Origin of the sequence: Salipaludibacillus sp. CF4.18 (genome assembly GCF_051262595.1) — a bacterium.
GTDB classification, from domain to species: domain Bacteria; phylum Bacillota; class Bacilli; order Bacillales; family Salisediminibacteriaceae; genus Salipaludibacillus; species Salipaludibacillus neizhouensis.
On the sequence record NZ_JBIMEV010000014.1, the window covers coordinates 19,288 to 45,435 of the forward strand.

22 protein-coding genes are annotated in these 26,148 nt (G+C 37.3%); 7 read left to right on the plus strand and 15 right to left on the minus strand.

Annotation, left to right across the window (positions count from 1 at the left end):
• Positions 1-84: 84 nt before the first annotated feature.
• The 4 genes from ACHABW_RS11060 to uraD all read right to left on the minus strand — a co-directional run bounded on the left by ACHABW_RS11060 (position 85) and on the right by uraD (position 2,751).
• On the minus strand, positions 85-867 hold the full coding sequence (locus ACHABW_RS11060; protein WP_435755419.1) for an ABC transporter permease: 783 nt from the start codon (positions 865-867) through the stop codon (positions 85-87).
• 133 nt (positions 868-1,000) lie between these two features.
• Complete coding sequence (locus ACHABW_RS11065) at positions 1,001-1,807, minus strand: ABC transporter ATP-binding protein (protein WP_435755356.1); 807 nt, start codon at positions 1,805-1,807, stop codon at positions 1,001-1,003.
• Positions 1,808-1,858: 51 nt separating this feature from the next.
• Positions 1,859-2,221: a hydroxyisourate hydrolase gene (uraH, locus tag ACHABW_RS11070; protein ID WP_435755357.1), complete on the minus strand. Its 363-nt coding sequence runs from the start codon at positions 2,219-2,221 to the stop codon at positions 1,859-1,861.
• Between the two features lie 29 nt (positions 2,222-2,250).
• Positions 2,251-2,751, minus strand: a complete 501-nt coding sequence (gene uraD / locus ACHABW_RS11075) for a 2-oxo-4-hydroxy-4-carboxy-5-ureidoimidazoline decarboxylase (protein ID WP_435755358.1) — start codon at positions 2,749-2,751, stop codon at positions 2,251-2,253.
• 540 nt (positions 2,752-3,291) lie between these two features.
• On the opposite strand from uraD, the gene ACHABW_RS11080 reads away from it, so the two are divergent.
• The 5 genes from ACHABW_RS11080 (at position 3,292) to ACHABW_RS11100 (ending at position 9,376) form a co-directional block, all read left to right on the plus strand.
• Positions 3,292-4,956, plus strand: coding sequence for a PucR family transcriptional regulator (locus ACHABW_RS11080; protein WP_435755359.1), 1,665 nt, complete (start codon positions 3,292-3,294; stop codon positions 4,954-4,956).
• Positions 4,957-5,124: 168 nt separating this feature from the next.
• Positions 5,125-5,928 (plus strand): sensor histidine kinase, encoded by an 804-nt coding sequence (locus tag ACHABW_RS11085; RefSeq protein ID WP_435755360.1) that lies wholly within the window; start codon positions 5,125-5,127, stop codon positions 5,926-5,928.
• A 37-nt stretch (positions 5,929-5,965) separates the two neighbouring features.
• Entirely contained in the window at positions 5,966-7,237 is a 1,272-nt protein-coding gene (locus ACHABW_RS11090; protein ID WP_435755361.1) for a hypothetical protein, read from the plus strand.
• Between the two features lie 360 nt (positions 7,238-7,597).
• On the plus strand, positions 7,598-7,882 hold the full coding sequence (locus tag ACHABW_RS11095) for a hypothetical protein (RefSeq protein ID WP_435755362.1): 285 nt from the start codon (positions 7,598-7,600) through the stop codon (positions 7,880-7,882).
• 171 nt (positions 7,883-8,053) lie between these two features.
• Entirely contained in the window at positions 8,054-9,376 is a 1,323-nt protein-coding gene (locus tag ACHABW_RS11100; RefSeq protein WP_435755363.1) for a DUF2254 domain-containing protein, read from the plus strand.
• 101 nt (positions 9,377-9,477) lie between these two features.
• On the opposite strand, the gene ACHABW_RS11105 is transcribed toward ACHABW_RS11100, so the two are convergent.
• The gene (locus ACHABW_RS11105; protein ID WP_435755364.1) at positions 9,478-9,906 is read right to left on the minus strand and encodes a spore germination protein GerW family protein; all 429 of its coding nucleotides are present in this window, start codon (positions 9,904-9,906) and stop codon (positions 9,478-9,480) included.
• A gap of 196 nt (positions 9,907-10,102) precedes the next feature.
• Here ACHABW_RS11105 and ACHABW_RS11110 point away from each other — a divergent pair, with 196 nt between their 5' ends.
• Together ACHABW_RS11110 and mscL are read left to right on the plus strand one after the other, a co-directional pair.
• Positions 10,103-10,888: a L,D-transpeptidase family protein gene (locus ACHABW_RS11110; protein WP_435755365.1), complete on the plus strand. Its 786-nt coding sequence runs from the start codon at positions 10,103-10,105 to the stop codon at positions 10,886-10,888.
• Positions 10,889-11,107: 219 nt separating this feature from the next.
• Positions 11,108-11,605, plus strand: a complete 498-nt coding sequence (gene mscL, locus ACHABW_RS11115) for a large conductance mechanosensitive channel protein MscL (protein WP_435755366.1) — start codon at positions 11,108-11,110, stop codon at positions 11,603-11,605.
• Between the two features lie 126 nt (positions 11,606-11,731).
• On the opposite strand, the gene ACHABW_RS11120 is transcribed toward mscL, so the two are convergent.
• From ACHABW_RS11120 to ACHABW_RS11165, 10 genes are all read right to left on the minus strand, one after another.
• Positions 11,732-13,090, minus strand: a complete 1,359-nt coding sequence (locus ACHABW_RS11120) for an aspartate aminotransferase family protein (RefSeq protein WP_435755367.1) — start codon at positions 13,088-13,090, stop codon at positions 11,732-11,734.
• Between the two features lie 30 nt (positions 13,091-13,120).
• Positions 13,121-14,584 carry a CoA-acylating methylmalonate-semialdehyde dehydrogenase gene (locus ACHABW_RS11125; protein ID WP_435755368.1) on the minus strand — a complete coding sequence of 488 codons (1,464 nt, stop codon included), beginning with the start codon at positions 14,582-14,584 and terminating at the stop codon, positions 13,121-13,123.
• A gap of 276 nt (positions 14,585-14,860) precedes the next feature.
• On the minus strand, positions 14,861-15,892 hold the full coding sequence (locus tag ACHABW_RS11130) for a LacI family DNA-binding transcriptional regulator (protein ID WP_435755369.1): 1,032 nt from the start codon (positions 15,890-15,892) through the stop codon (positions 14,861-14,863).
• Positions 15,893-16,130: 238 nt separating this feature from the next.
• A complete protein-coding gene (locus ACHABW_RS11135; protein WP_435755370.1) occupies positions 16,131-18,317 on the minus strand; it encodes an alpha-galactosidase in 2,187 nt (728 codons plus the stop codon).
• A gap of 44 nt (positions 18,318-18,361) precedes the next feature.
• Entirely contained in the window at positions 18,362-19,189 is an 828-nt protein-coding gene (locus tag ACHABW_RS11140) for a carbohydrate ABC transporter permease (RefSeq protein ID WP_435755371.1), read from the minus strand.
• On the minus strand, positions 19,189-20,109 hold the full coding sequence (locus ACHABW_RS11145; RefSeq protein WP_110938590.1) for a carbohydrate ABC transporter permease: 921 nt from the start codon (positions 20,107-20,109) through the stop codon (positions 19,189-19,191). The genes ACHABW_RS11140 and ACHABW_RS11145 overlap by 1 nt, the downstream gene beginning before the upstream one ends.
• Before the next feature lie 101 nt (positions 20,110-20,210).
• The gene (locus tag ACHABW_RS11150) at positions 20,211-21,515 is read right to left on the minus strand and encodes an ABC transporter substrate-binding protein (protein ID WP_435755372.1); all 1,305 of its coding nucleotides are present in this window, start codon (positions 21,513-21,515) and stop codon (positions 20,211-20,213) included.
• A gap of 518 nt (positions 21,516-22,033) precedes the next feature.
• The gene (locus ACHABW_RS11155; protein ID WP_435755373.1) at positions 22,034-23,632 is read right to left on the minus strand and encodes a PucR family transcriptional regulator; all 1,599 of its coding nucleotides are present in this window, start codon (positions 23,630-23,632) and stop codon (positions 22,034-22,036) included.
• Between the two features lie 723 nt (positions 23,633-24,355).
• Positions 24,356-24,586 (minus strand): hypothetical protein, encoded by a 231-nt coding sequence (locus tag ACHABW_RS11160; protein ID WP_435755374.1) that lies wholly within the window; start codon positions 24,584-24,586, stop codon positions 24,356-24,358.
• A gap of 12 nt (positions 24,587-24,598) precedes the next feature.
• Positions 24,599-26,059, minus strand: coding sequence for an NCS1 family transporter (locus ACHABW_RS11165; RefSeq protein ID WP_435755375.1), 1,461 nt, complete (start codon positions 26,057-26,059; stop codon positions 24,599-24,601).
• Positions 26,060-26,148: the final 89 nt, after the last annotated feature.

Consider the following 26,148-nt stretch of genomic DNA (forward strand, 5'->3'; position numbering starts at 1 on the left):
TTCTATTTGAGAATTCGTTGACTAAGAAGGGTTGTCTTCTTATTTAAATAGGAAACTTTCCCTTCAATCCGACCGAGCTGTCGATCAGTGCTTTATTTCTGAGTCATGCCAAGAACCTAGTGTTGCTTTTGATAGAGCATTAATTAATAAGAAGAACACAATTCCCAGGACTGCGGCCGCTAAACCACAAGCAAACAAATAAGGAGTTTGCAAACGTGATGCAGCTACGGTAATCGAGTATCCTAGCCCGCCATCTCCTCCACCGATACCTGCGATATACTCACCGACAATGGCTCCGATTACGGCCATCGTACAAGAAATCTTCAACCCTGCCATAATGTATGGCAATGCGGCGGGAAGGCGAAGCTTCCAGATCGTCTGCCATTTACTTGCATTATATAAATAAAATAAATCTTTTGAATTTTGATCGGTAGAATTTAATCCAATTAGTGTATTCGACAGGATCGGGAAAAAACTAATTAAAAATGAGATAATTATAATCGCATTCAACCCTGCTCCAAACCATATGACAATAATCGGAGCCACTGCAACGATAGGAATCGTTTGTAATATAATGACATAAGGGTAAACACTTTTTTCCACCAATTTTGATAAAGACAGCAATATTGCTATCCCAATACCAAGAACCACACTAACCAAAAAACCAATTACCGCAGATGTCATCGATGTTGTAACCGCTGATACAAGGTTAGACCAATTTTCAGCAGAAGCCATGATAATATCGGATGGCTTAGGCAGAATGTAAGCTGGTGTCCCTACTACCCTTACGAGTCCTTCCCAACCACCGATAAACAAGACTAACACTGAAATTTGAGGGATAATTTTAATGAAAAGTTGGATCGGCATATTCCCTCCACTTTTGGTCTTCGTCTTGGTTTTCTTTGCCGATGATTTCGAATAGGTTTGTGCATCTACGGTTGCCTCTTTGTTTATTTCCATTATCAACGACCCCCCTTCCATATTTACTCGTTTTAATGTTTTAATGTTTTAAGCAGCTAGAAATCTCCCCGACATATTTATTAAATTCATCTGATGTTCTAAAGTCTTCATCACGTTTTTTAGAAGTTGGAATGTTAATAATATCACCTATTTTTCCCGGTCGAGGCGTCATCACAACAACACGAGTGGATAAATAAGCTGCCTCGAAAACATTATGTGTTATGAACAAGACACTCATTTCTTTTTCTTTATTCCATATATTTAACAGTTCATCCTGTAATGATTGCCTGGTTATTTCGTCTAACGCTCCAAAAGGCTCGTCCATTAACAACAGCTTTGGCCTCGTAATTAAGGCTCTGGCAATCGAGACTCTCATTTTCATCCCGCCGGACAACTGCCTTGGGGGAACATTCATATGATCTTTCAGTCCGACAAGCGTTAGTACTCTTTCCCCTTCGGCCTTTACCTGTTTCTTTGGGAGACCTCTTAACTTCAAAGGCAGAGTCACATTTTCCAACAAGGTTGCCCATGGAAGAAGAGTATGGTCTTGAAATACAAAGGCAATCTCATTATGCTTTCGCGCTTGAGCAGGAGTCGTTCCCAACACCGATAACTCTCCTTGTGAATGGTCAGTTAACCCTGTCACCATATTAAAGATCGTTGATTTTCCGCAACCGGATGGCCCGACAAAACAGATAAATTCACCTTCGCCAGCCTGTAAATTAACATTCGTAACAGCAACGGTCCCATTTGGGTAAACCTTTCTAACATTCGCTAAATTTACGAGTACATTTTTTGCACTTTTATCGACTGCCTTCTCCTTTTGAATAACATTGGAATGAATCATCTTCCTATCTCCTCTCTTATCAATATTTGCTTTCGCTGCGATACCATCTATTTAACTCCCTCGATACGTGCTGTATCCTCCTGGAGCAATGAGTAAAGGAACATGATAATGGATTTCCCTATCAGAGATGCCGAAGCTTACTGGCACAACATTTAAAAAAGGAGGATTTTCTTGGGCTACACCCATTTTTTTAAAATAATTACCTACGTGAAACAATAATTCATAGTTGCCTATCTCCATCGTTTCCTCATCCAGAAGCGCCCCATCAACCCTACCATCTGCATTGGTCTGCTTTTCAATAACTTTTATGTACGTTTCCGTCAGACTGCTGTATTTCCAAAGTTCGATAAGCAAATTACCAGCTGGTTTTCCAATACTAGTATCCAACACATGGGTCGTTAATTTCCCCGTCATGTTCATTCCCCTCCCTATTAATTAATTGGTTAGTCTGCTTCAACTATATCGTCTAAGCGAAACTTAACAATTTTACTAATTTCATAAAGCGCCGCTTCCAGTTCCTGATCCGGATTATTTTCGATTCTTTTCTTCATTTTCTGTTGAATGCGATCTTTATCCTGACCTTTCACCGCCATAATGAAAGGAAACTCAAACTTCTTTACATATGTTTCGTTTAATAAAGAGAATTCTTTATATTCTTGTTCAGAAAGATTATTCAGCCCTGCATTCCGTTGTTCTAGTTTAGACGATTGCGAAATATCCAGTTTCGTTCCTAAATCCGGGTGTGCTCTTAATAAAGATAATTGTAAGGAAGGATGAGCTTGATACATTTCATCGATCATCATCGAATATAGTTGGTTATAATCAGCAAAGGGTTTATGTTTTACGGATTCTTCTGCCACCCAAGGCGAATGTTCAAATACAGAACCTATCTTAGTAACGAATTCACTAGTTCCCATTTTATTTACTTCCGATAATGTATACATGAAATGTCTCCTACCTCCAGTAATCGTAATTTCATTTCTTCACTTCTATGCCATTATCTTAATCTGCTATTGATTAGCCGTCATTGGATATGATAGCTAAAAATATTTCATTATTTTAGTCACAAGTGCTAATGCTAATTTCTGATTTTTTAAATACCTATAAAATACTAAGACCTCTCTCGCCCCACTGTTTAACGATACTCTAGTATACACACCTATTTAAGCGTTACCATACGTACGAACCTCTTAGGATGTGTCTCGTATTTTCTTCCTGTAAGGTTTACTTCCGATCTTTTTTCAACTTTTCTGAATCCACGTAACATTATTTACAATGTTCATAAAGTGAGTGGGAAATCCTCTTTTAGTAATCTATCTTCATTTTGTATATTTTAACTAATTTTTTCACAAATATAGTGATATTACCTTACGTAGAAGCTTCCAAAAGGGCTTATTTCTTGTACATTATTTACAATACATACTTTTATCAAGACATTTTATCGCTGGAATGAATAACGCAAGGGATAGAGGAGTGAGTCTAAAATGAGAATCGCAGATATATTAGAACTATCTACTTTTAAACAAACACGAGTTGTCGCTGGCGAAGTTGGATTGAGCAATCCTGTTCAGTCCGTGAATTTAATGGATGCACCCGATATTATTCATTATTTAAACAAAGATCAGCTCTTGCTCACTACCGCCTATTCGATAAAGAATAATCCTCAAGATCTTATTGATTTAGTCAAACAGATGGCCAAACAAGGGTGTGCTGGATTAGGGTTAAAGACAAAACGGTATATTGAAGAAATACCTCAGGAGATCATCACCATCGCAAACGAAAAAAACTTTCCCATTATCGAATTATCTTTGGAACATTCCTTAGGTGAAATGCTTCAGGAATCCCTTGGTTGTATTCTAAAAGAGCGCACGTATGAATTAAATTATGCGATGACGATCCATCGTCAATTTACAGATATCGTCATTTCCGGCGGAGGTTTTACGAAGATTATTCAAAGCTTAACTAGTATTTTAGATTCTCCTGTAATTCTGTTGAACTATCACTTGGATGTCATTGCATATTCTCCTGATGTGGATAAAGATTCATTCTTCGATATTTATTGGCACATTCACGAGACGATTCATCACCATGACATCGAGGATTATAAAGTCATAAAACTTCCGAATAAATCTTCAAACAGTATTTTTAATGAGGTCTCGATCTATCCAATTAAAACAACGAATTTACAAAAGGGGTATATTATTATTTTTGGCGCATCGCTGGAAAACAATTATCCGTTTACGTTGGCACTAGAGCAGGCTGCAAACGTTATTTCGTTTGAATTTATGAAAATACACGCGATTGAAGAACATTCTCGTAGACTGAAAAATGAATTTTTTACAGATTTAATGGAAGGCACAATTGTCTCACCTGAGGAGATTCTAAACAGAGGTCGAGAATACAAGCTTGATAAAAAGCTTCACTATATATGCATTTCTTGTAAAATGGATGCTGCTTCTGATTTTCATTTATACCCTGCACCTATGCGAACGGAAAGAGAAATCAGTCACCAGCGGGATAGAATATATGAATTACTTGAGTCTTTGTTAGGTAGTCAATTTGAAAATAGTATTTTGTTTACAAAAGGTGATTTATTTATCATTTTATTAGGCTTTGAATTCTATGATGAAATGATGGAGCAAAAAGTTCAAGAAACGATTGCCGCCATTCAATTGGATATTTTTCAAACGTTGAATTCTTCGTTATCCTTCGGGATCAGTAATTACACAGAAACAGTGACAGACCTTCCCACTGTGTTCCATGAAGCCGTGGACGCATTGCGCTCCGGCTATAGAGAAAACACAAAAAGATTTATTAAAAACTATCGCATTAAGGAACTGACAGAGTTATTCAAAACTATTCCCATGCAAAAGTTAAAAGAGTATTATAAATCGTCTTTAAAGGAATTAGCTTATCCGCAGGACAAGGAAAAAGAAGACCTTGTCAATACGTTAACAAGCTATTTAAATAATAATTGCCAGATTTCCGACACAGCAAAAGAAATGTACATACATCGGAATACGGTTATTTATCGAATGAAAAAGTGTGAGAAACTGATTGGGACTGATTTTAAAAAGGATGATGAAACACTCAGGTTACGAATAGCTCTGTTTATTGGTTCTCTTATGGAAAATAAAGCAACGAAATAAGTTTAGTTAGATTTGACACCTTTCCTAAAAAGTCTGGTGTCATTTTTTTATTGTATAAAATACATGTTACTTTATCGGTTTTTTTACACTATAATGTATAAAAGGGAATATTTAAAATAAACGTTTCTCTTTTTGATTGTAGTGCTTATTGTCTAGGAGTGTTGTAGTGTGTGGCCTTTTTTAAAGAAACAACCGACTAAGAACGGAAATACAAAGACTCAGATTGAATTAAATCAAGATAAGTCATTGGATCAAACAGAAGGCAACCAGTCAACAGATGACTACCACAAAGCAATTGGCAAAATGTCTGCATTTTTCGCCCATGAAATTCGAAATCCACTTACTTCTATTATTGGATTCACTCAGGTTTTAGAGCGCGATGAAACAGTAAAATCCGACCCTAACGTCTCAAACTATATTTCTATCATTAAAGATGAAGCCTTAAAAATGGAGCTTTTAATACAAGAGTTGTTAAGTTTATCGAACACCCATCTTCATCAGGATAATCTATCCATCATTGATGTTAAATTAAGCATAAATAAAGTGATTCATCTATTTGAAATGAATCACTCCTTCGACCACGTATCCTTTAGCTCACAAACAACAGATGAAACATATATTACCGGGAATGAGACACGGTTTGAACGAGTTCTTACAAACATGTTCAATAATTCTATAGAAGCCTTCGAAGACAACAAAGGAAAAATTGATATAACGTTAACTAAAAATGATGACTATGTGAATATCAATATTTTAGATAATGGTCCCGGGATAGCTGAGGAACATATTGATCAAATCTTCTTCCCTTTTTATACAACAAAAGATGAAGGCACCGGGATAGGATTACCAATCTGCAAAGCTATTATCGAGACTTTAAATGGAACTCTTGAGATTGAAAATAATCAAAAACTCCCAGGTACACACGTTATTATGAGATTGCCAGCAAGTAAGCATACGTACTACAGGAATTAGTTTCCTCTATGTCTTCAAAAGAAATCTGGTGAATGCTTTGTTTTATATCATTAAAAATGTCGTTTCTATCATAGAATGGGTCACCTTGTTATCCCTTCCTGTAATTTTACTAGGTTATTTCTATCGGAATTATATAAAGAGAATTATTATCATTGCACTAATCATGAGCCTGTTTGCGGTAGTAATACGATACGCTCCATTTCCTATGGCTGTTATTATCGCATTACAAATCTTATTATTAATGGCATTAGTAAAGAAGATTTTTCAAGTAAATTATCTCGAAATGTTCGTCATCACCGGGGTAGGCTACGGATTTTATATTTTCATTCAACTTTTAATTGCAGAAATGATGATGTCCCTTTCCAATTTCAGTTATTTTGACATTATATTTTCAAATCTATTTCTACCGGTTATTTTACAAATTATCACTATAATTATTACAGTCTCACTGTGCTACCTCTTAAGTAAATATACATATTATTTGGATGAATTAAGGGTTCACTTAAGAGAACCCAATCTCACCAAAAGACTTAGAAATATCATCATTACCCTTTCTGTCCTTACCTATGTATTTATTTGCCTAGTGGCTGTCGTGTTACTGGAAGGTGAATTAGTCATAAGAGATACACTCGTTTTGCTATGTATTATCGTGATCTTTATCATTATGTCCGGCTATCATATTCTGTACACTCAATTTCAAACGAAGCGACTGATGGAAGCCAAAAAAATATTTTTAGATCAAGATCAACAAGCAAGTACAATTATTGAAAAACTAGTAAGAGAAAAGGAAGTCCGTAACAATGCAATTCTAAAGCTAACGGAAAAAGATAACTCCATTCAATCTATCAAAGCGTTTATAGAAAAAGGGCAAAACTATACAGCATCACCAGCCTGGACGACAAAAAATGATCTTAGAAAAGGTTTAGAAGGTTTAGACGAGCTTCTATATGCTCTGTTAATTAACAAACGTCGCTTAGCCAGACTATTTGGTATAATCATCTTTGTTTCGGCAGATATTAAATCAGACAACAGCCGGATTACATTAAGGCAAATTAAATATTTGAATATCATCATGGATGAACTTTTATTCGTTCTCTATCAATCTGCCCCGTCCGTTAACAAAAAGATTGCATTTCATATCGGTATTTCCGAACAAAAAATGGAGTTTCTGATTACATGCGATGTTGATGCACAGACATCACCCAATTTAAAGATAATTGATGCGATTACCTTGTTCAAACAAGATAATGCTAAAATTGACTATGAATTAAATCCAGTTAAACTATCCATAATTTGTTCCTTTTTTTAACTTTTCATTAAAGCCATAGTACGCCTGATCCAAAAACCTAAAAGTCTTAGTGTCTCAATGTCGTTACTAGTTAACAATTTTGAATGGCTTCAGAAAAAGTTTATTTTTAATTTTTTCTGAAGCTTTTTTGCACAGGGCCGCTCCTAACAGTCTACCCGATTCCCATTATAGTACTATTTAACATTTATTTAAGATGCTTTTTGCAATATAAGAGTCTTTTTATCTATACATTAAACTATTTAAGTATCAATATTCCTATTTGTTAGGTATAATGTAATCATTAAGTTACTACCTGGATATTTCATATAGATATAAATAACTACAAAATATAATGTAGAAAGCTAAGGTGAATGCAAAAACATGGCAAGATTACTGGTTTATAAAAATGATAACCGAGAAGGAGTCGTAGTTGTTTTAGATATCCCATTAAAGGATACAACCGGGAACATATATTATTCCGCCGCTACGTTACTTACTAGAGGAGCACCCGAGTTAGAACTAATAGTAGAAAATGATGAACGAATCATCCATTCCAAACAACATCACAGTTATCTTTATCCTTATTTAACTCACATGGGGGATCGAGAAATCCTTGGTAAGAGTCTTATGGATTTCTATAGCAAAAACGAAGAGTTTTTAGGTTAAGAATTCTTTAAACAGTGTTAAAAACAATCAAACAAGTAGTCACAGAGAACCCTGGAAACTTTTCTAGCCTATCGGGTTCTTTTTTATACCCTCATCTAGAATTCAGTAGAATAGAAAAAGTAAAAAACCCGAATACTATACGTACGTCAATGTATCGGGCAGGTATCGGTGATGTCATTATCAGTTTTGTTATTGAAGATGAAATCGAGTTTTTGGTGTATTCCATTAGTTTACGCTTTATTTGCTTTTATTCTAGCACTTGTCAGTCTTAAAGTAGATGTTATTATGATGACTCGCACAGACATTATTGATCTAATTCCACAAATTTTATTAACTGACATTGACTTAGCTCGAGTAATCTTGAGCTCTATTTCTGCTTCTTTACTCACGATGACTACCATTACATTTTCAATGATTTTAGTCGTTCTCACGACTTTTCTGTCTGAATTCTCCCCAAGGACTCTTCAAAATTTCATAACGAATACCAGTACACAACAAGTTTTAGGCGTTTTTGTCGGAGGTTTTGTCTACTCCATTCTAGTCCTTCTCTTTTTAAGAGAATCAGAAATAGCCACCCACTTTTTTGTTCCTGTCTTTGCTGTTTTTTTAGCCATCGTCTGTTTAATGGTGTTTGTTTTCTTTATTCATCACACCTCGAATTGGATTCAAGTTAGTAACTTAATCCACAATATCACTCTTGGTGTTATGGAAAAAATAGATACTCAGCTTCTAAATGAAAAAGAATTCCACAAAGATGCTCCTTGGGAAGATTGGGAATCCGAAGAAATAAAGCATATGACTCCCCTAAAAATACACGCTAATAAAGCTGGCTATATTAGAAATATTCATATTAATAAGCTCGTCAAACAAGCAGAGAAAGATGATTGTATCATTCGTTTGGAACGGCTCGTTGGTGAATACGTAAATCCCGACATTTCTATTCTTTCTGTTTGGGCAACTACCAACAAGTCTTTTGAAAAGTATGAAAAATATTTTTCTATCAGTACAAAATTAGCGTCCGTTGAAAATATTGAATTTGATATCACAAAAATTGTTGAAATTGCTCTCAGGGCTTTATCGCCTAGTATGAACGATCCTTACACAGCGATTAATTGCATTAATAACTTAGGAAGAATTTTAAATAAACTCGGAAGTAAACATTTACCCGAGTCATTTCATCATGACCGTAATAAAAACCTCCGAGTAATCTGGACAAAACCAGATTTTACACACTATCTGAATAGAAGTTTTTATCAAATCGTCCGAAACAGTTTTTCAGACATCTCTGTGTTAATTGCTGTCATTAAAGCATTGACACTTGTTGCAGAAAACAATTCAAAGCCTATAAAAGAGAAAGTTTGGGAACTAGGAATGTATATTAATGAAGGAGTTTCCAAAGAATCTTTACTTTCATTAGACAGGCGCTATATTAATAAAGATTTAGAGTCTCTTGCGAAAGCTACGAACCATAGCAAAAGCTTCAAACCTCATTAATAATTGGCATCCGGAAATGTTCGATCATCCCCCTTCAACGTTGATCGTCCGAAAACTTAACACGAATTCGCGTAACTCTCTGTTCTAATTAAAAGACCGTATTATTTAATTTTCCTACTGAACCAAACGAACCCAAGGGTTAAAATCGCCAACATTATCATACCTATTGTTTTTTTCACATCCTTCACTGGCTTGAAGATTGTCTCCGTTGGGCTTATGTGGAAAACTCCCACCGGAGTAATCGATATGTGACCTCCTCCACCTTCTCCCTCAGAAGGTGGAGCCTTTTCCGTTCCAAGCGACTTGCCGCCCCCACCTCCGAAACTGTAATTAACTTTAGCAACCGGTAGAATTTTCATATCTCCAAGTGCAATCGGATCCCCATAAATTAGTGATACGTCCCTTCCTTTGGAGAACTTTTCAAATAGTGGTCTAACAGGTGATTCATAGCTCATCTTAGTGTGTTCATTTTCTAAGGTTTCGTGCTTGTGCTCGTGCTCTACCTTACTATACTTTTGTTTCTCATTCACAGGCTATTCCCCCGCTTTCTTATAATTATTTGTTTTAAATACTTATTCGGCACACGGGATGGAATTACCTTTGCTGTATACTTACTCGGATTTATTTTAAAACTGTTTAATATTCTGATTTTTTTCTAAAAAACTGAATCCCACCAGCACCTCAGTAATATACATGATTGAGTGAAGACGAATTGGAGGAATGCATATGAAAAAATTAATGGCCCCTTTTGTTATTTTATTTTTATTATTTTTATTTAAAGTTCCTGCAGTATCAGCTGATGATGAACAATTAGTCATCATAAACAAAACTCAAAATCAGCTTGTCTTTTATGAGAATAATCGCGTGGCTGAAATATACGATGTAGCCACAGGCGCTACTGCTGATTTAACCCCTGAAGGAGAGTTTAAGGTCATCAATAAAATTGTCGATAGACCTTATTATAAAGAAGAAATTCCAGGTGGAGATCCAAGTAACCCTTTGGGAAGAAGGTGGATAGGAATTAATCCCTTTGGAACAAATGGCAATACATATGCCATCCATGGAAACAATAATCCTAATTCTATCGGCTACAATGTAAGTGCCGGCTGTATCAGAATGCACAATGAAGAAATTGAAAGCTTTTTTGAAGAACTTGAGGTCGATACTCCTGTTATCATTACCAGTTCAGATCAATCCTTTGACAAAATAGGGGAAGAGCATGGCTACGATCTAACTGGAGCCAGCAGTTCTACAGTGATAAGTACACATGCTAAGTTTACTAATGGAAGTCACGGCGAGGCTGTAGAAATGTTGCAAAGGCGCCTAACAATTCTAGGCTATGACACAAAAGGAATTGATGGAAGTTTTGGTCCTGCAACAAATGAAGCCGTAAAAGCATTTCAACAAGATCATGATTTAGAAGTGGATGGCATCATTGATCGTGAAACACGCAAGAAAACCTCTTTGCTATTCGTTAGTCTTTTGCAGCATCATTCACAAGTTATGGAGTAAAACAGAAGAAATATTTTCTTAAAACAGGTGTCTCAGGTCTATTTGAGCCCATGAGACACCCGTTTTTATACTTTAAATATAAATAGGTAACCCTCTATAAGAATTTTATAATTATCATTCAATAAGAGAAATGATCCCTTTCTGCAATCTGGTATATTTCCAATGGACAACCTCATATACTTTGGAACAGGATCTTTTGTTCTGAAGGGATGGATTTGAATGAGTTTTTTTAAAGGATTCAAGGATTTTGCAGTGAGAGGAACCGTCGTAGATATGGGTATTGGTCTTATCATTGGAGCTGCTTTTGGAAGTATTGTAACTTCCTTCGTGTCCGATATGCTGATGCCTCCTCTCGGTCTCTTACTAGGAGCAGTGGAGTTTTCAAATTTGTATGTAAACCTATCAGGTGGAAACTTTGATACTTTGGCTGATGCAGAAGCGGCTGGCGCGGTAACGATTAATTATGGAAGATTTATTGAGACAGTTATCCATTTTATCATTGTTGCATTTGCAGCCTATATCGTAATTATAAACATGGTTAAACTTAAAAAAACATCGATTGAATCAACGAAAGTAAAGACGTGTCCACACTGTTTTTCTGATATTCCAGCTCGCGCATTAAGGTGTCCGAAATGTACCTCCACTATTGAAGAAACAAGAAATCGTAATCCGCAAGATCCGATTGTACGAATGGCATCTGCGAAATCCCGGAGATGATTCACCAACCTTTTCGAGCAGATTCGAACACACTGTTCGAAATCATACATGCTATAAATTCTGTAAAAAAAACTGGCCAAATAATACTTGGCCAGTTTTTTAAGTACAAATAATTTCTATGGATTATTAATCTTTTACTTCCCTCAATGTTTCTACTAAAGTACGAACTACAAAAGCTAAATCCTCTTCCTTTATAGTTAAAGGTGGGGCAAGAGTAAGCACATTGGTGAAACCTGCAACCGTTGCACCATTTTTCCCAATGATAAGCCCTTTTTGTTTGCAGGATGCTATCACTTTGTTTATGACCTTCTCCTCTACAGGTTCTTTTGATTGTTTATCTTTTACAAGTTCAATTCCAATGAGTAATCCTTTGCCACGAACATCCCCAACAAAAGGATGTGTTTCCAAAAGAGATGTTAATTCACTTTTTAATTGTTCTCCCAGTTTTTTCGATCGCGCAGCAAGATTCTCCTCTTCCATGATCTCCAGGTTTTTTAACGCTAATGCACAAGCTGCTGGATTCCCACCAAAGGTATTGATATGACGAAAATAGTCGTATTGGTCCGTCCCTTTGAATGACTCATAGATTTCTTTTTTCACAGCCGTTGCCGACAATGGCAGATACCCACTCGTTAAGCCCTTTGCCATCGTTATAATGTCTGGTTTTACATCATAGTTCATAAATCCAAATGGTTCCCCTGTTCTGCCAAACCCACAAATGACCTCGTCAACAATAAGCAGGGCACCATGCTTTTCACAGACTTTTTTAGCTGATGACATATATTCATCAGGTGGCACAAGCACGCCTCCACCAGTAATAATAGGCTCCATTATCATTCCAGCAACTGTTTCACTTAACTCCCATGTCATCACTTGATCTATATCCTTTACGGATTGAAGAGCCTTAGGTTTGCTGTCTCTTTTTTCATTCGTACGATATAAATCAGGTGGCGCAACATGAATGAAACCCGGTGCGAGTGGTTCATACGCAAATTTTCGTTGTGCTTGCCCTGTGGCAGCAAGGGCCCCCATCGTATTACCGTGATAGGAGCGATATCTCGAAATAAATTTATACCGATGAGGCTCTCCGTTTTGCTGATGATATTGTCGAGCGATTTTAAACGCCACTTCATTTGCTTCAGAACCACTATTCGAGAAAAAAATTACATAGTCATCATCTAATATCTCATTCAGTTTCTCGCCCAATTTAATCGCAGGCAGGTGACTTTGGGTTAATGGATAATATGCTAATTCTTTTAGTTGACTATACGCTGCTTCCGCCAACTCTGCTCGACCATATCCGACATTAACACACCATAACCCTGACATCGCGTCTAAATATTGCTTGCCGTCTGTGTCTGTTATCCATGAACCCTCCGCTTTCTTTACCACCATCGTTCCCTCAGGATTGTACGGCTTCATGGAGTGCCAAATATACTCTTCGTCCTTTTTAAGTACCGTTTGATGATGGTCCTTTATCTCCAATGAAAACCCTCCTCTTTCGATTAAATTTGGTCAATCGTGTCTTGATGTAATCATTTTCTTTCGTGTATAAAAGTTTACTCCATCTTTTCCATTCACATGAAGATCCCCGTAGAATGAATCTTTCCAGCCTGAGAAAGGAAAAAATGCCATCGTTGCAGGGACACCAACATTTACCCCAAGCATACCTGCATCCGCTTCTTCTCTAAACTGACGAATGGCTTTGGCATCTTTTGTGTAAATTGTGGCACCATTGCCAAACCGTGACTTCCGTATAAACTCTAACCCTTCATCTAAATCTTTAGCCCTTAGTAAACTTAAGACAGGGGCAAAAATTTCTTCTTTTGCAATTGTCATTTCCGGAGTAACGTGGTCAAAAATGGTTGGACCTAAAAAGTTACCTTTTTCAGTCTCATCCATTTCATTTCGACCATCCCGAATGAGTGATGCTCCTTCTTCAACGCCAGTTCTGATATAGCCTAATGTCTTTTCTCTATTTTCCCGACGGATCATCGGTGTTAACAAGACATCGTCATCTAACCCATTACCCATGGTTAATTGTCCTGCTTTTTCATTCAGAGCTTTCACAAATTCGTCGTTTTCACCCACCACAACTACTGCGCTACATGCCATACATCGTTGTCCGGCACTCCCGTACGTAGAGCTGATAATTTGTTGCACGACTTTTTCAATATTGCCATCAGGCATAACAATATGATGATTTTTAGCACCGGCAAGGGCTTGCACTCGTTTTCCTTGTGATGCTGCCCGTTCGTAAATATATTTCGCTACCGGCTGTGATCCGACAAAAGATATCGCTTTGACATCTTTATGATCCAGTAAGCCGTTCACAACATCATGCGCACCATGAACAAGATTCAGGGTTCCGTCTGGAGCTCCAGCTTCACTAAATAATTCAACAAGTTTATTCGCAAGCAAGGGTGTTCTTTCAGAGGGCTTTAAAACAAATGTATTCCCGCATGCTATCGCCAAGGGGAACATCCACAGAGGAACCATCATCGGAAAATTAAACGGTGTAACTCCACCTACGACACCAAGCGGGTAGCGGAACATCTCCGAATCAATTCCTTCTGCAATTCCTGATAATGTTTCTCCCATCATTAACGTAGGTGCACCTGCTGCAAATTCGACACACTCAATACCTCTTTGTACTTCACCATAAGATTCTTTAAATGCTTTTCCATTCTCTTGAACAATTAGTCTTGCAAGTTCTTCGTGATTCTCCGATAACAAAGTGTGATACTTAAAAAAGATTCTTGCCCGTTTAGGGACAGGGACATTTTTCCACTTCTCAAAAGTTGCTTTAGCTGACTTTACCGCAAAATCAACATCCTCCTTTGTCGAGATTGGAACATGTGCTAATATCTCACCTGTTGCAGGGTTTGGCACCTCCAACGTTTCATCCGTATTGGATTCGACCCATTGCCCATTAATATAGTTCTTTAAGACATTCGTTTGACTTTTAGTGATAGACATCCTATCCCCTCCTATATTTATTCTAAATTTTCAGAATTTATAAATTAATATTCTCATTATCTATGATTTCACACATACTTTCATTAGACACAATGTAAAAATACACAGCTTAGATGTTCCACATAATGAATGGTTTGCCGCTATCATCCTCGTTGACTGTGATTTTTTTGTTTGAAATGGGCTTCACTCCAATCTCTTTAGTAGTCCATACAACGAAAGAAAGAAAAGGGTAGTATTCCATAAAACGGAATACTACCCTTTTCTTAAATGATCTAACTATAACGAAGCCGAACTCTCTCTGACAATTAAATGAGACGGTGCAACTACTTTCATTGGGAGGGTGCGACCATCTAGTCGATCAAGTAATAACTTTACCGACATTGCACCCATCTCCTCGGTGTAAATTTTCACAGTTGTTAAGGAAGGCTGTACAAAACTAGCCATATCTATATCATTAAAGCTCACAATACTAACATCCTTCGGAACTTGAAAACCTAACTCATGCAATGCACGAATTGCACCTATCGCCAGCGCATCACTTGCAATAAAGAAAGAACTAGGTAATGAACCTGCTTGTACCGCACTCTTCATCCCTTCATACCCATCGCTCATAAAATATTCTTCTACAACGTAGATATTATCGGGAGTATAAAGCTTTTTCTCTGTCATCCACTGTTCATATACTATTTTCCTGGGATCGTCCTGTTTAGCGCGTACTTCTGGATGTTTTTTTGTATGATCACTACCACCTATAAAGCCAATTTCCTTATGTCCGAGGGAAAACAAATGGTCTAGGGCCGATGTGGTAGCTCTTTCATAATCTATTACAACAGTGTCGTATTCATCATGCTCTGGTACATGGTTCACGAAGACGACATTATTGTTTATTTTTTTATTAATGTTCTTTTCTGTTAACTGATCTGTATTTCCAACGACGATAATTCCATCCATATTGTTGGTTTGAATGTTATCCACATCTCCATAATGGAGAATTTTTGTAACAATAATTCCACGTTTTATACATTCGTTCTCGATCCCTTTTCGAATTGATAGAAAATAGGTATCTTCCCATTCATGCTCCTTTGTGCACCACATAACAATTCCAATTTCAACTTTTTGTTTTTTCGCTTGTTGCATTAAATTCGCTGGGCGCTTCCTCACAGGAGTGTAATTTAACTTATTAGCTGCTTTCATAATCCGCTCTCTAGTCTCAACCGCAACAGAAAGATTTTTGTCATTATTTAAAACTCTCGAAACTGTTGCAATAGAAACATTAGCTTGTTGAGCAATTTCTTTTATCGTTGCCATTTTCCATCACCTTATAGACCTTTCGAAGTAAAATTTTAGTAAAGTTATATATAGTGTATCATTTTGCTTCTATGATCACCACTTAATTACCTTATTTTCCTCGATGAATCTTTACTTTAACTTCATGCATAGGAAAAAGCTAGCCAAAACCAAGGTACCGAAATTTGCAACTGTCATTGAAACACCCTACTTTACAAAAGCTACGTGAGATGGGCTCCCTATAGTTAAAAACACTCGTTTAGACTTCTATCAGCTTCCACATAAAACTTTGAAAATCACCCTTCATCATAGGAACGTTTATACCTACATTCATTAACTCATCGCCATAAAAAGTCTTCTCTAGCTCATCAATTCGATACTTTTTATAAGGGGCCAAGCCTTTTAATTTAATAACTGAAAATGCTGGAGCTGGATCGGCCAACACTTGTACATATGCAATAATCGCCTCTTGTTGATCTTCTGACACGAACATCCATGACGTGTCGTTGCCCTCAAATGGATTTTTTAATCGATAGAATTCACCAAACTGAATAACCGAACGATTCTCTTTATAGAAAAAGGTTTGTTTCATAACTTCCGCTCTTTCTTCATCCGTCAACTCTGTAATATCCAACTCGTATCCAAAATTACCCGACATTGCTACGATCCCTCTTGTTTTTAATGACGTGTTACGATGAACTTGATGATTAGGTACGGCAGAAACATGAGCACCCATAGAACTAATTGGATAGACGAGACTTGTACCATATTGAATTTTCAACCGTGAAATAGCATCCGTATTATCACTCGTCCACGTTTGTGGCATATAGTAGAGCATCCCTGGATCAAAGCGCCCACCACCACCAGAGCAGCTTTCAAATAAAATATTTGGAAAACGGGTAGTTATCTCTTCCATCACCTTATATAAACCAAGCATATACCGATGCGCTGTCTCTCTTTGTCTTTCCTTTGGTAGTGCGCCAGAACCAACTTCTGTCATATGGCGGTTCATATCCCACTTTACGTAAGTAATTGGAGCACTCGAAAGAGTATTAGAAATTTGCTGAATAATTTCCTCGCAAACGTCTTCCCTCGAGAAGTCTAAGATCAACTGACTTCGCCCCTTGGAGCGTTGTCTTTCTGGTACATGAATACACCAATCTGGGTGTTTTCGATATAATTCACTATCCTCTGATACCATCTCAGGTTCAAACCATAAGCCAAATTGCATACCCTCTTGTTGAATATTTTCTGCTAAGTTTTTCAGTCCATTAGGAAGCTTTTTCTTATCAACAAACCAATCACCTAAGGAAGAGTAATCATCGTCTCGTTTTCCGAACCAGCCATCATCTAAAACAAATAATTCAATTCCCAATGCTCCACTCTGTGTTGCTAGACCCGTTAATTTATCTTCGTTAAAATCAAAATACGTTGCTTCCCAGTTATTAATTAATACTGGACGTTCTTCATCTCTGAATTTCCCTCTACAAAGCCTCGTTCTATATAGCTTATGAAAGGTTTTAGACATTCCTCCGAATCCATCCCCAGAATAAGCCATTACGACTTCAGGAGACTGGAACGACTCATCTGGCTCCAATAGCCAAGTAAAATCAAACGGGTTAATCCCCATATTTACTCGCGTCTGATTAAATTGATCTACCTCAACGCTACCTAGAAAATTTCCACTATAAACAAAGTTGAACGCAAATACTTCTCCGTGATCTTCATCCGTTTCCTTACGTGCGAGAGCCAGAAAGGGATTGTGCTGATGACTACTCGCACCGCGTCTGCTTTCTACTGATTGAACCCCTTCTCTTAAAGGCGTTCTAGAAATATGCCTCTCTCTAATATGTGCTCCAGGTAAAGTAACAATATCAAAATCGGCATCATGAAAGTCAACATTCATACTAGCTACTTTTAATAGTCGAAGTTTCTCCACGCCTTCATTTACAAAACGAACGGAACGCGTGACGACATCAAAATCTTTAAAGGTTGTATAAGATAGAACAACCTTTAAATGAAGCTCAGAATCTATCAGTGTAACTTCAAGTGTTTCCGCTTCCTCTTCCTTATCAATATAAGTTGAAGGCAACCCTTCTAAATTTGGTTTGCCTTTAACAATCTTGTGAGAATTATAACGAAGGTCTGTTATTGTAGAACCATTCTCACTTTGCACCTGATATGCCGGATCGCGAAAGTCGGTTGTTCCGAATTGCGGATACTCTTGAGGCAATGTATCTAAAGAAAATGTTCGATCAGATTCCAGTGGATTTGGGGAAAAACCTCTGTCTTCAAATCTCACCTTATTTGAATGATTGTATTCTCTAATTCTTTTCCCCCAGTAGAGATGAACGAGATATCCCCCCTCTTTCACCATAAAAATATAACTGGTATTCTTCGATTGTAAATGAAACGTTTGTTCTGATGACTTAAATGTAATACCCAAGTTATAACCTCCTAACAAATTACGTCTACACTTTTTTTCAAGTATTATCCCTTTACCGAGCCAGCCGAAAGTCCCGCGATAAACTGCTTTTGGAGTAAAAGAAACAAGACAATCATCGGCAATGATGCCATTAACGCTGCAGCGGCAACGAGATTTAAATTGCTTTGATTTTCTCCAAAGAAACTGGATAAAGTGACAGTCAACGTATGCACACTGCTATCCTGTAAGAAGAAGATTGCAAACTGATAATCGTTCCAAATAAATACCGAAGAAATAATAAGAACTGTGGCTGTTACTGGTCTTAATAACGGAAAGACAATTCGGAAAAATATAGTCATTACACCAGCACCATCGATTCTGGCCGCTTCTTCTAATTCTTTCGGAATCGTCGAACGGATAAAACCAGAGTATAAAAAGATTGTTAAAGGAAGAAAACCTGCAAAGTTATTTAATATTGCAATTTCATGCGTGTTAATCATCCCCATCCTAACTACTAAATTGTATAAGGGCACCAATGCTGCCAGTGGAGGAATAACCATGATGGCTACAAAAAGATAAAAAACAAACTGATTTAACTTAGATTTTACCCTCGCAAGTGGATATGCCGCCATTGATCCAAACACGATAAGTAATACAGCTGCTCCTACCGTAATAATAAATGTGTTTGTGAAAGCATTTAGTAAATTCGCTCGCTCCCAAGCCTCTGTGAAGTTAGATAAGGTGAAATAATTAGGAAACAACCATTTTGAGCTAAAATCCCCCGTCTCCTTGAAGGCAGTCGTTAGTAAAATGTAAAATGGGACAATATGAACAACGGATATGACTAAAGCTAAAATTGTCAGGAGCCATTTATTTAGTGTTTTCGTACTCATTATGCCTCGACCTCCTTACGCTTAAAGTAAATGAGTGATGCTAGACTAATAAATAATATGATAAATGTCATTAGAATTCCTTGAGTCGCTGCATACCCAGCATCTTCTCTGCGGAAGTATAGAGAATACATGAATGTTGACATAGATTGAGAAGCATTCCCAGGTCCACCGCCGGTAAGAGAGACAATCACATCAAATAACTTTAAGCCACCTATTAAATTTAAAACAACATTGATCGTAATTGCAGGCATTAATAGTGGCATTGTAATATTTTTGAATTGTTGAAAAGCGGTAGCACCATCTATATCTGCGGCTTCATAATAGTCTTTCTGTATACTTTGTAAACCGGCTAGATAGATGATCATCGAAATTCCAACAAATTGATAAGTGTTTACTAAAACAATAATCCATGGGTTTAAACTTGGATTCCCTAAAGCATTGATTTTATCAAGTCCAAATAACATCACTATGTCATTCAATGCTCCACCCTGATAAGCAAAGATGAACATCCAAATGTATCCCATAATTAACGGACTAACAATAACCGGTAAGTAAACAATCGTTCTTGTCAAGGCTTTAAATTTAATACTTCTGTTCAAGAGGAGTGCATAAAGTAGTCCAACCGTCATCTGTAATATGGTACTACCGACTCCATAAAGTAACGTGTTCTTAACGACGAGCCATGTAAGAGGATCAGAAAATAACCGTGCGTATTGATCTAACCCCACCCAGTTAGATGTCTGAGAAAATCCATCCCAATCTGTGAAAGTTATTTGCAAGCCGTTAAAAAATGGGTAAATGATAAACATTGTGATAGCAGCAACAGCTGGAAGATACATCCACCAAAGAGAAGATTGTTTCTTCCGTTTTATTTTACTTTTTTTTGCAGATAATTCTTTATTGATAATCTCCTGATTCATAATTTCCAACTCCTTAGCTGTTAGCATGACTAGGAAAAACATATTAAGGCTATATTTTTGGAGAGGGGAATTATATGATAATCCCCCTCTTCTAAATTAACTTATTCTTCTGTTTCCTCAGCACCCTCATCTCTTAAGCGTTGATATTCCTCTTCCATCACATCTGCGACTTGCTCTGGTGTTAATGACCCTGCCAGAAGATCGGCGCCAGTTGTGGCGTACACATCCCACATCCCACTAGGAAGATACACACGGTCAAAATAAGGTTGTACCTCGATGTGAGACCACTTTTCGTAATATTCTGCATAGAAGTTTTCTGCATCTACATTGGTTAAACCAGAAGGTAATGTCGTAGCTTCTGCAATCTTTTTTGCGTTCTCAGGTTGAGCTAAAAATTCAATAAACATTTTTGCTTCTTCAAGATTTTCTGAATCTTTAGATGCCGCCACAGTATGACGCTCGCCACCTATCCAACTCGGTTCATCTCCTTCAAAAAATGCCGGTACGGGCATCGATCCAATTTCCACTTCAGAATTCAATTCCTGTACATCTGGACCAAAAGCTCCCCCAGCAAACGTGAAAGCAATTAAATTTTGTGACATGAGCTGTGCTCTTTGCGCATCATTTGCCGTTAGAGCATCGACATTTAATAAGTCTTTCTCTTGCATTTCCAATAGCTTTTCCGGCAACAAATTGTAATTCGACCAGTCAAACGATCCATCTAACAGTTCGTCTTCGTAATTGTTGTCGTCATCCGTTACTAACAAAGGTGTAGAAAGTTGATCAAGAATTTGCCCAATCGCAAACTGATCATTCCCAGGGATCCATAACGGAGCAACATCACCTTCCGCTTCGTCTCTCACCGTTTCCATTGCCGCTATCCACTCATCCATCGTTTCCGGAACCTTTATATTTAACTCCTCTAATAACGTTGCGTTATACATAATTCCGTCTTTAGCTTGATTAATAGGAAATGCGTATACTTTTCCATCTTCATCTTTTAAAATTGGTTCCATTGATTCGTCAAAATGATCTGCCCAATCCATATCACTTAAGTCGGCAACATAATTACCATAACGATTCTTTGCCCATCCATGTGTATCAAACAAATCTGGCAAATCATTGGAAGCCATTCTTACACGTAACGTATCCTCATAGGAACCAGATGGAAAATTCCCTTCAATTTTTATACCTGGGTTTTCAGCTTCAAAGTCTGCAAAAATTGATTCAAAGGCATCGATTTCATTTTCTTCCCCCATCGTTGAATAAAAAGTTAAAGTTACTTCATCTTCATTTGAGCCACTTTCATTTGAGTCTCCATTCGTTTCATTATCACCAGAGTTGCAGGCAGTAAGTGCGACTAAAAGAAAAGTAACAGACGACAGACTAAAAATTGATTTTTTCATGTTCATGTTTCCCCCTTAAGTAATTTTTCTGATACCTTGACCTGAGCAGCAAGCAAAAATCCAAATAAATAAGTCTCATTATCCTCCACTTCGTGAAACATAAGAATAGAGACCCCAACTATTTTTCACCAAACATTAAACCGCTTACATAACTAACAATAAAAATATTGCTCAATTATATGCGTGTTAATTGTTTTTAGTAAAATAATTGTTTATTTAACTTAAACTATATATTATTTTTACTAAAAATTCAAACACTTTTCTTAAAAAACAAAAAAATCCCCACTACGACCTAGTGAGGACCATCCTTACAAAATACTATTAATATGCAATTGCAGTAATTTTACTACGTTTCTACGATGACTATCTTTTGTTAGATACAGCGTGAGTTTTCGCCACCCTGATTAGCAACTTTGGATTGCGTGTAAGTATTATCTCTAAATACTAAAATTTCACTAAAAGTATTTAACTATTAACAAAGCCTCACGAGGATTTCACTTCTCGCAAGACTTTACCTATTATTCCACACTCTTCTTCGTCTCTTGGTTCACCATATAATCGTGTGCAACAAGCATAAGTTCCATCACTAACCTTTTTTCAGGACTCATAAAGTCTTCACCGAGTAACTTTTCCAGTTTATCAATCCGATGATACAACGTTTGACGGACAACATATAATTTCTTTGCCGTTTCTTGTTTTGATCCATTGCAAGCAAAATACGTTTTTAATGTATACAACAGTGTCCCATTGTTTTTCTTATCATATTCAATGACAGGTGTTAAATGGTTCATTACCATTTCCGGGAGATCTCCATGCTTATTAATAAGGGATATAATATGATAGATATGTAAATCATCGTAGAATAATCTTCTATTTGATTCAGGTAATGTATGTTGAAGAAGTAACGTTTCTTTCGCTGCTTGATAACTTTTATGTATCTCTTTTAGACTCCCAACAAATTTACCAACGCCAAATGAAATAGATGACAAATCAATTTTTGTTGAGTGATTCGTTTTAAATCGCATGAATCCTTTTTCCATTCTCTCTCTCCAGTTTATGGACTCTCGTTGATTAACAAAGATAAAAATAAGTTGATTCCTAACTTCCGTAGAATAAGTAGAGAATCCATATTGCTCGAATATAGTACGAAAAACGAGCTTAAAGTACGTACTGTCCATATTTTTAATCTGTCCTTTACTTAATCGGCATACACATACAACGCCATCCTTTGCATCTATGTCTGCCTGATGGTAAGAAAGGTATTCACGAATTTCTTCCTCACTGTGTTCTCCATCTAACCAATCTAGCATCCACTCAGTTTCTTCCATCCTTTTTTTCTCTTCAACGAGTAAGTCTCGGAGTAAATGTTGAGCTAGAGCAGTAGCTGTTCGATCAAGAAGCAAATAATCATATTCACTGAGTTCTCTTGTATCAGCATAAATGATAATTTCTGCATACTGGTTTCCTAAGAGTTGCACCGGTTGCTTTGCTATACTGTATTCATTTGTTTCCTCTGTTGTATTAATCTTAAGTAGAAGTCGTTCTCTCTCCTTTCGACCTACTTCGGGGATAAACTTTATATCATTCATATTGAATTTGGCAATAATTTGGACATCTAAATATCTGTGAAAAAAAGTGAGTATCTCCTCATAATGATCGATTTCGAGCATCTTTTTGTTTAATTGTTGCGTGTAGTTTTCTAAATCGGATATCATTTGATACTGTTTGTTAATAAGCAAAGAGTGAATGTCTTGAGTGATTTCTACAAACGGTACTTCCTCATGAAAAATAATGATTGGAAAATGGTGTGAATTAGCATAATCAACTATTTCCTGTGGAATAGAAGAAGTACTTGTCCCAATTTCAATGCAAAGACCTGATGCATTGCATTCGATAAGCTGCTCAAGCAAGGACATAAACAACGCTTCATCCGTCTTCCAACCTAAACCTGTTGTTAATATCAGCTCATTTCCGTTCAATAACGATTTTATCTTTATAACTTCAACGACGTGGACCCACTTTACTTGTCTTCCTAACCCGGTAGCACCGGCCACCACTTCAATATTTGAAAAGTATTTTCTGTCTAAGATGTCTCCAATGGTTAACATTGATTGCATTCAAAACACCCCCTATTGTTATTATAGTAGATATCTAAACAAATACTGAGAGTTTTTTGACAATTACTCAGAATAAGAAAACTACATTGCTATCTTTATAAACTTAGTGTCTTTTTTTCTATTTTGTTACTTTATCGTCACGGAATGTTGTTTGGAAGAATTACCGCTCGCTTTCCGTGGATGATCCGCGAGCCTCCTCGAGCAAACGAACGCTCTGCGGGGTCTCGCTTGGATCATTCTTCCACAGGAGTCTCGCGGATTCTTCTAAACAACAATTTTTTATAAAGGTAGTTTACCTAACAGTTATTTTCTCTGGACTTAAAAAAGCAAATAATCACCCATTTTAAAAGGCGTCTTTGTTGATTCTCATTTTAAAAAAATACCTTGAAGTAGCGAAGGCGGCGACTCCAGCGGGAAAAGCAATAGCTGAAGACCCCAGAGGACTGTTTTTGTCCGAGGAGACTGAAGCATTGCCCGCGGAAAGCGTCCGCCAAGAGCAGATTCGAGTTCTTCCGATACAAAACATGGTCCGATTCTATACTTTCTTACCTGAATAGTAAAAAAACAGGGAGGATATCCCTGTTTCTTTTTCAACATATAAGAAAGATGAAAGCTACCTTTACGCCACACGTTTCAAAGGAAACCCACCCTTGATACTTAATTGATTGTGGCGAAAGCTTACGCAGTATTTAATAAAAGACGCTAAGCGTTTTTCTTAACATATTAACGCTGTTGTTCCATCATCAACGTAGAAAAATACTTTCTTGCATTTGCGTTCATTATTAGTAAGGATGTAGTCTCCTTTTTTTCTCTAAGTACTCCTGATTCATCCACTTGCTGAAACTCAACTAAATCACCGCTTAAATTTTCTGTCACTGCCGTTATTCGATAGCCTTGATCTATTAAAAAATCAATTTTATCTCTTTCAGCAATAAATTCATTGTGAGTTGACATTAGATTTTCCACCTACCCTACAATTGTTTTATCCTTATCCTCTTCTCCATCTTTGATTATCCAGTCTCTTCCAACAGTAATTCCTAAATATTTATCATCATCTGGATCTTCAATTTCAGCCTGTTTATATTTTTTAAACCACCAGTATTTAGCTAAAACGTAGTAAACGCCACCCCCGACAACAAACCCGACTACGAATGAATAATTGGATAATATAGAAGCTGTCGCACCACCAACTATCCAGGCAATGAATCCAGCGACATTAAAACCATTCAAATATCGATACTGGCCCTTACTCTCATATAAGTCAGGAACATTCACTCTTCTTCCTCTCAGGACATAATAATCAACAAATAAGATACCAACAATCGCCGATAAAATCCCTCCAACTATTAGTAATACCGGAATTAAAATATCGAATAAATTCCACGGTTGTACGACTGTTCCGGCAATACCGGCCATGAACACGCCTGCCCAATACGGAACTTTTGGTCCTCCTACATTAGAGAATATCGTTGCTGCCGGAACCAAGTTAGCAGCTATATTTGTCGACCACTGAGCGAACACGATCATGACTAGTAAAATAACTAGCACTATACCACTCGCCGCTTCTTGAAGCGCAATAACCGGATCTGCGTTGGACACTGCGATATAGGAAACCGCACCAATAACAATGATAAATGTTTGCGCCAATGGCATTGCTACGAGACTTCCAAGCAGAGATGCTTTGTTTCGTTTAAACCAATTCCGCTCATGTTTTGGAGCTTTTATATGACGGGAAATCGAAGGAATATCCGCAGCTAGGGTTACCCAAAATCCCATAACACTGAATACGACGACGAAAAATGCAGTGACTGCAGCTCCTCCAGTAACAGGATTTTCCACCCAAACCCAAATATCACGCCCCTGCTCGAGTGCACGTCCCGACAGTGTACTGTAAATCCAAATAGAGATGATGATAATTACTGGTGCCGCTAAATCTGCAAAACGTTCGATTGCTTTTATCCCGAGCGCAGTATTCAATAATTGAACGAAAGCGAAAATACTAAAACAGAGGAACCAATTGTCAAAGTTGAATAAAACAATAAGGATACCGTTTATCGCTGTTGCGCCAAAAAATGTATTTATTCCAAACCAGAAAGAAGCAGCCAGACCTCTTGTAACGGAAGGGATATGTGTTCCTACCGTTCCGAATGGCGCTCTCATATAAACAGGAAATGAGAGTCCATGTTCAATACCTATGTCAGCTGTGATCGAAATGGACACCCCGACGGCAACACATCCCACAAAGCCAGCAACAATAACCCATCCCAACGGTAAGCTTCCAACACCAGCGCCACCTATCGCAAATGCCGCTAACACAACTGCCATACCGACCCACATCAGCATAAAACCAAAGGAACTGATTTTTTTGTCAGCATGTTTAACAGGCAATAAATCCGGTGACTTTAAATAGCTACTCTTTTTACTCATCCCAACACCCCCTTATCTCATTTTAATAAGAAGAATCATAGCCGTCTTTTATTAAACGGTGTTATCTATTAGGCTTTCATCAGCTATTA

Coding starts and splice junctions, on each gene's coding strand:
- ACHABW_RS11150 (WP_435755372.1), bottom strand. CDS start 21,515: ATGAAAAAATCAATTTTTAGTCTGTCGTCTGTTACTTTTCTTTTAGTC.
- mscL (WP_435755366.1), top strand. CDS start 11,108: ATGAGTTTTTTTAAAGGATTCAAGGATTTTGCAGTGAGAGGAACCGTC.
- ACHABW_RS11165 (WP_435755375.1), bottom strand. CDS start 26,059: ATGAGTAAAAAGAGTAGCTATTTAAAGTCACCGGATTTATTGCCTGTT.
- ACHABW_RS11110 (WP_435755365.1), top strand. CDS start 10,103: ATGAAAAAATTAATGGCCCCTTTTGTTATTTTATTTTTATTATTTTTA.
- ACHABW_RS11125 (WP_435755368.1), bottom strand. CDS start 14,584: ATGTCTATCACTAAAAGTCAAACGAATGTCTTAAAGAACTATATTAAT.
- ACHABW_RS11060 (WP_435755419.1), bottom strand. CDS start 867: ATGCCGATCCAACTTTTCATTAAAATTATCCCTCAAATTTCAGTGTTA.
- ACHABW_RS11080 (WP_435755359.1), top strand. CDS start 3,292: ATGAGAATCGCAGATATATTAGAACTATCTACTTTTAAACAAACACGA.
- ACHABW_RS11095 (WP_435755362.1), top strand. CDS start 7,598: ATGGCAAGATTACTGGTTTATAAAAATGATAACCGAGAAGGAGTCGTA.
- ACHABW_RS11160 (WP_435755374.1), bottom strand. CDS start 24,586: ATGTCAACTCACAATGAATTTATTGCTGAAAGAGATAAAATTGATTTT.
- ACHABW_RS11140 (WP_435755371.1), bottom strand. CDS start 19,189: ATGAGTACGAAAACACTAAATAAATGGCTCCTGACAATTTTAGCTTTA.
- uraD (WP_435755358.1), bottom strand. CDS start 2,751: ATGTATACATTATCGGAAGTAAATAAAATGGGAACTAGTGAATTCGTT.
- ACHABW_RS11130 (WP_435755369.1), bottom strand. CDS start 15,892: ATGGCAACGATAAAAGAAATTGCTCAACAAGCTAATGTTTCTATTGCA.
- ACHABW_RS11145 (WP_110938590.1), bottom strand. CDS start 20,109: ATGAATCAGGAGATTATCAATAAAGAATTATCTGCAAAAAAAAGTAAA.
- uraH (WP_435755357.1), bottom strand. CDS start 2,221: ATGACGGGGAAATTAACGACCCATGTGTTGGATACTAGTATTGGAAAA.
- ACHABW_RS11155 (WP_435755373.1), bottom strand. CDS start 23,632: ATGCAATCAATGTTAACCATTGGAGACATCTTAGACAGAAAATACTTT.
- ACHABW_RS11065 (WP_435755356.1), bottom strand. CDS start 1,807: ATGATTCATTCCAATGTTATTCAAAAGGAGAAGGCAGTCGATAAAAGT.
- ACHABW_RS11100 (WP_435755363.1), top strand. CDS start 8,054: ATGTCATTATCAGTTTTGTTATTGAAGATGAAATCGAGTTTTTGGTGT.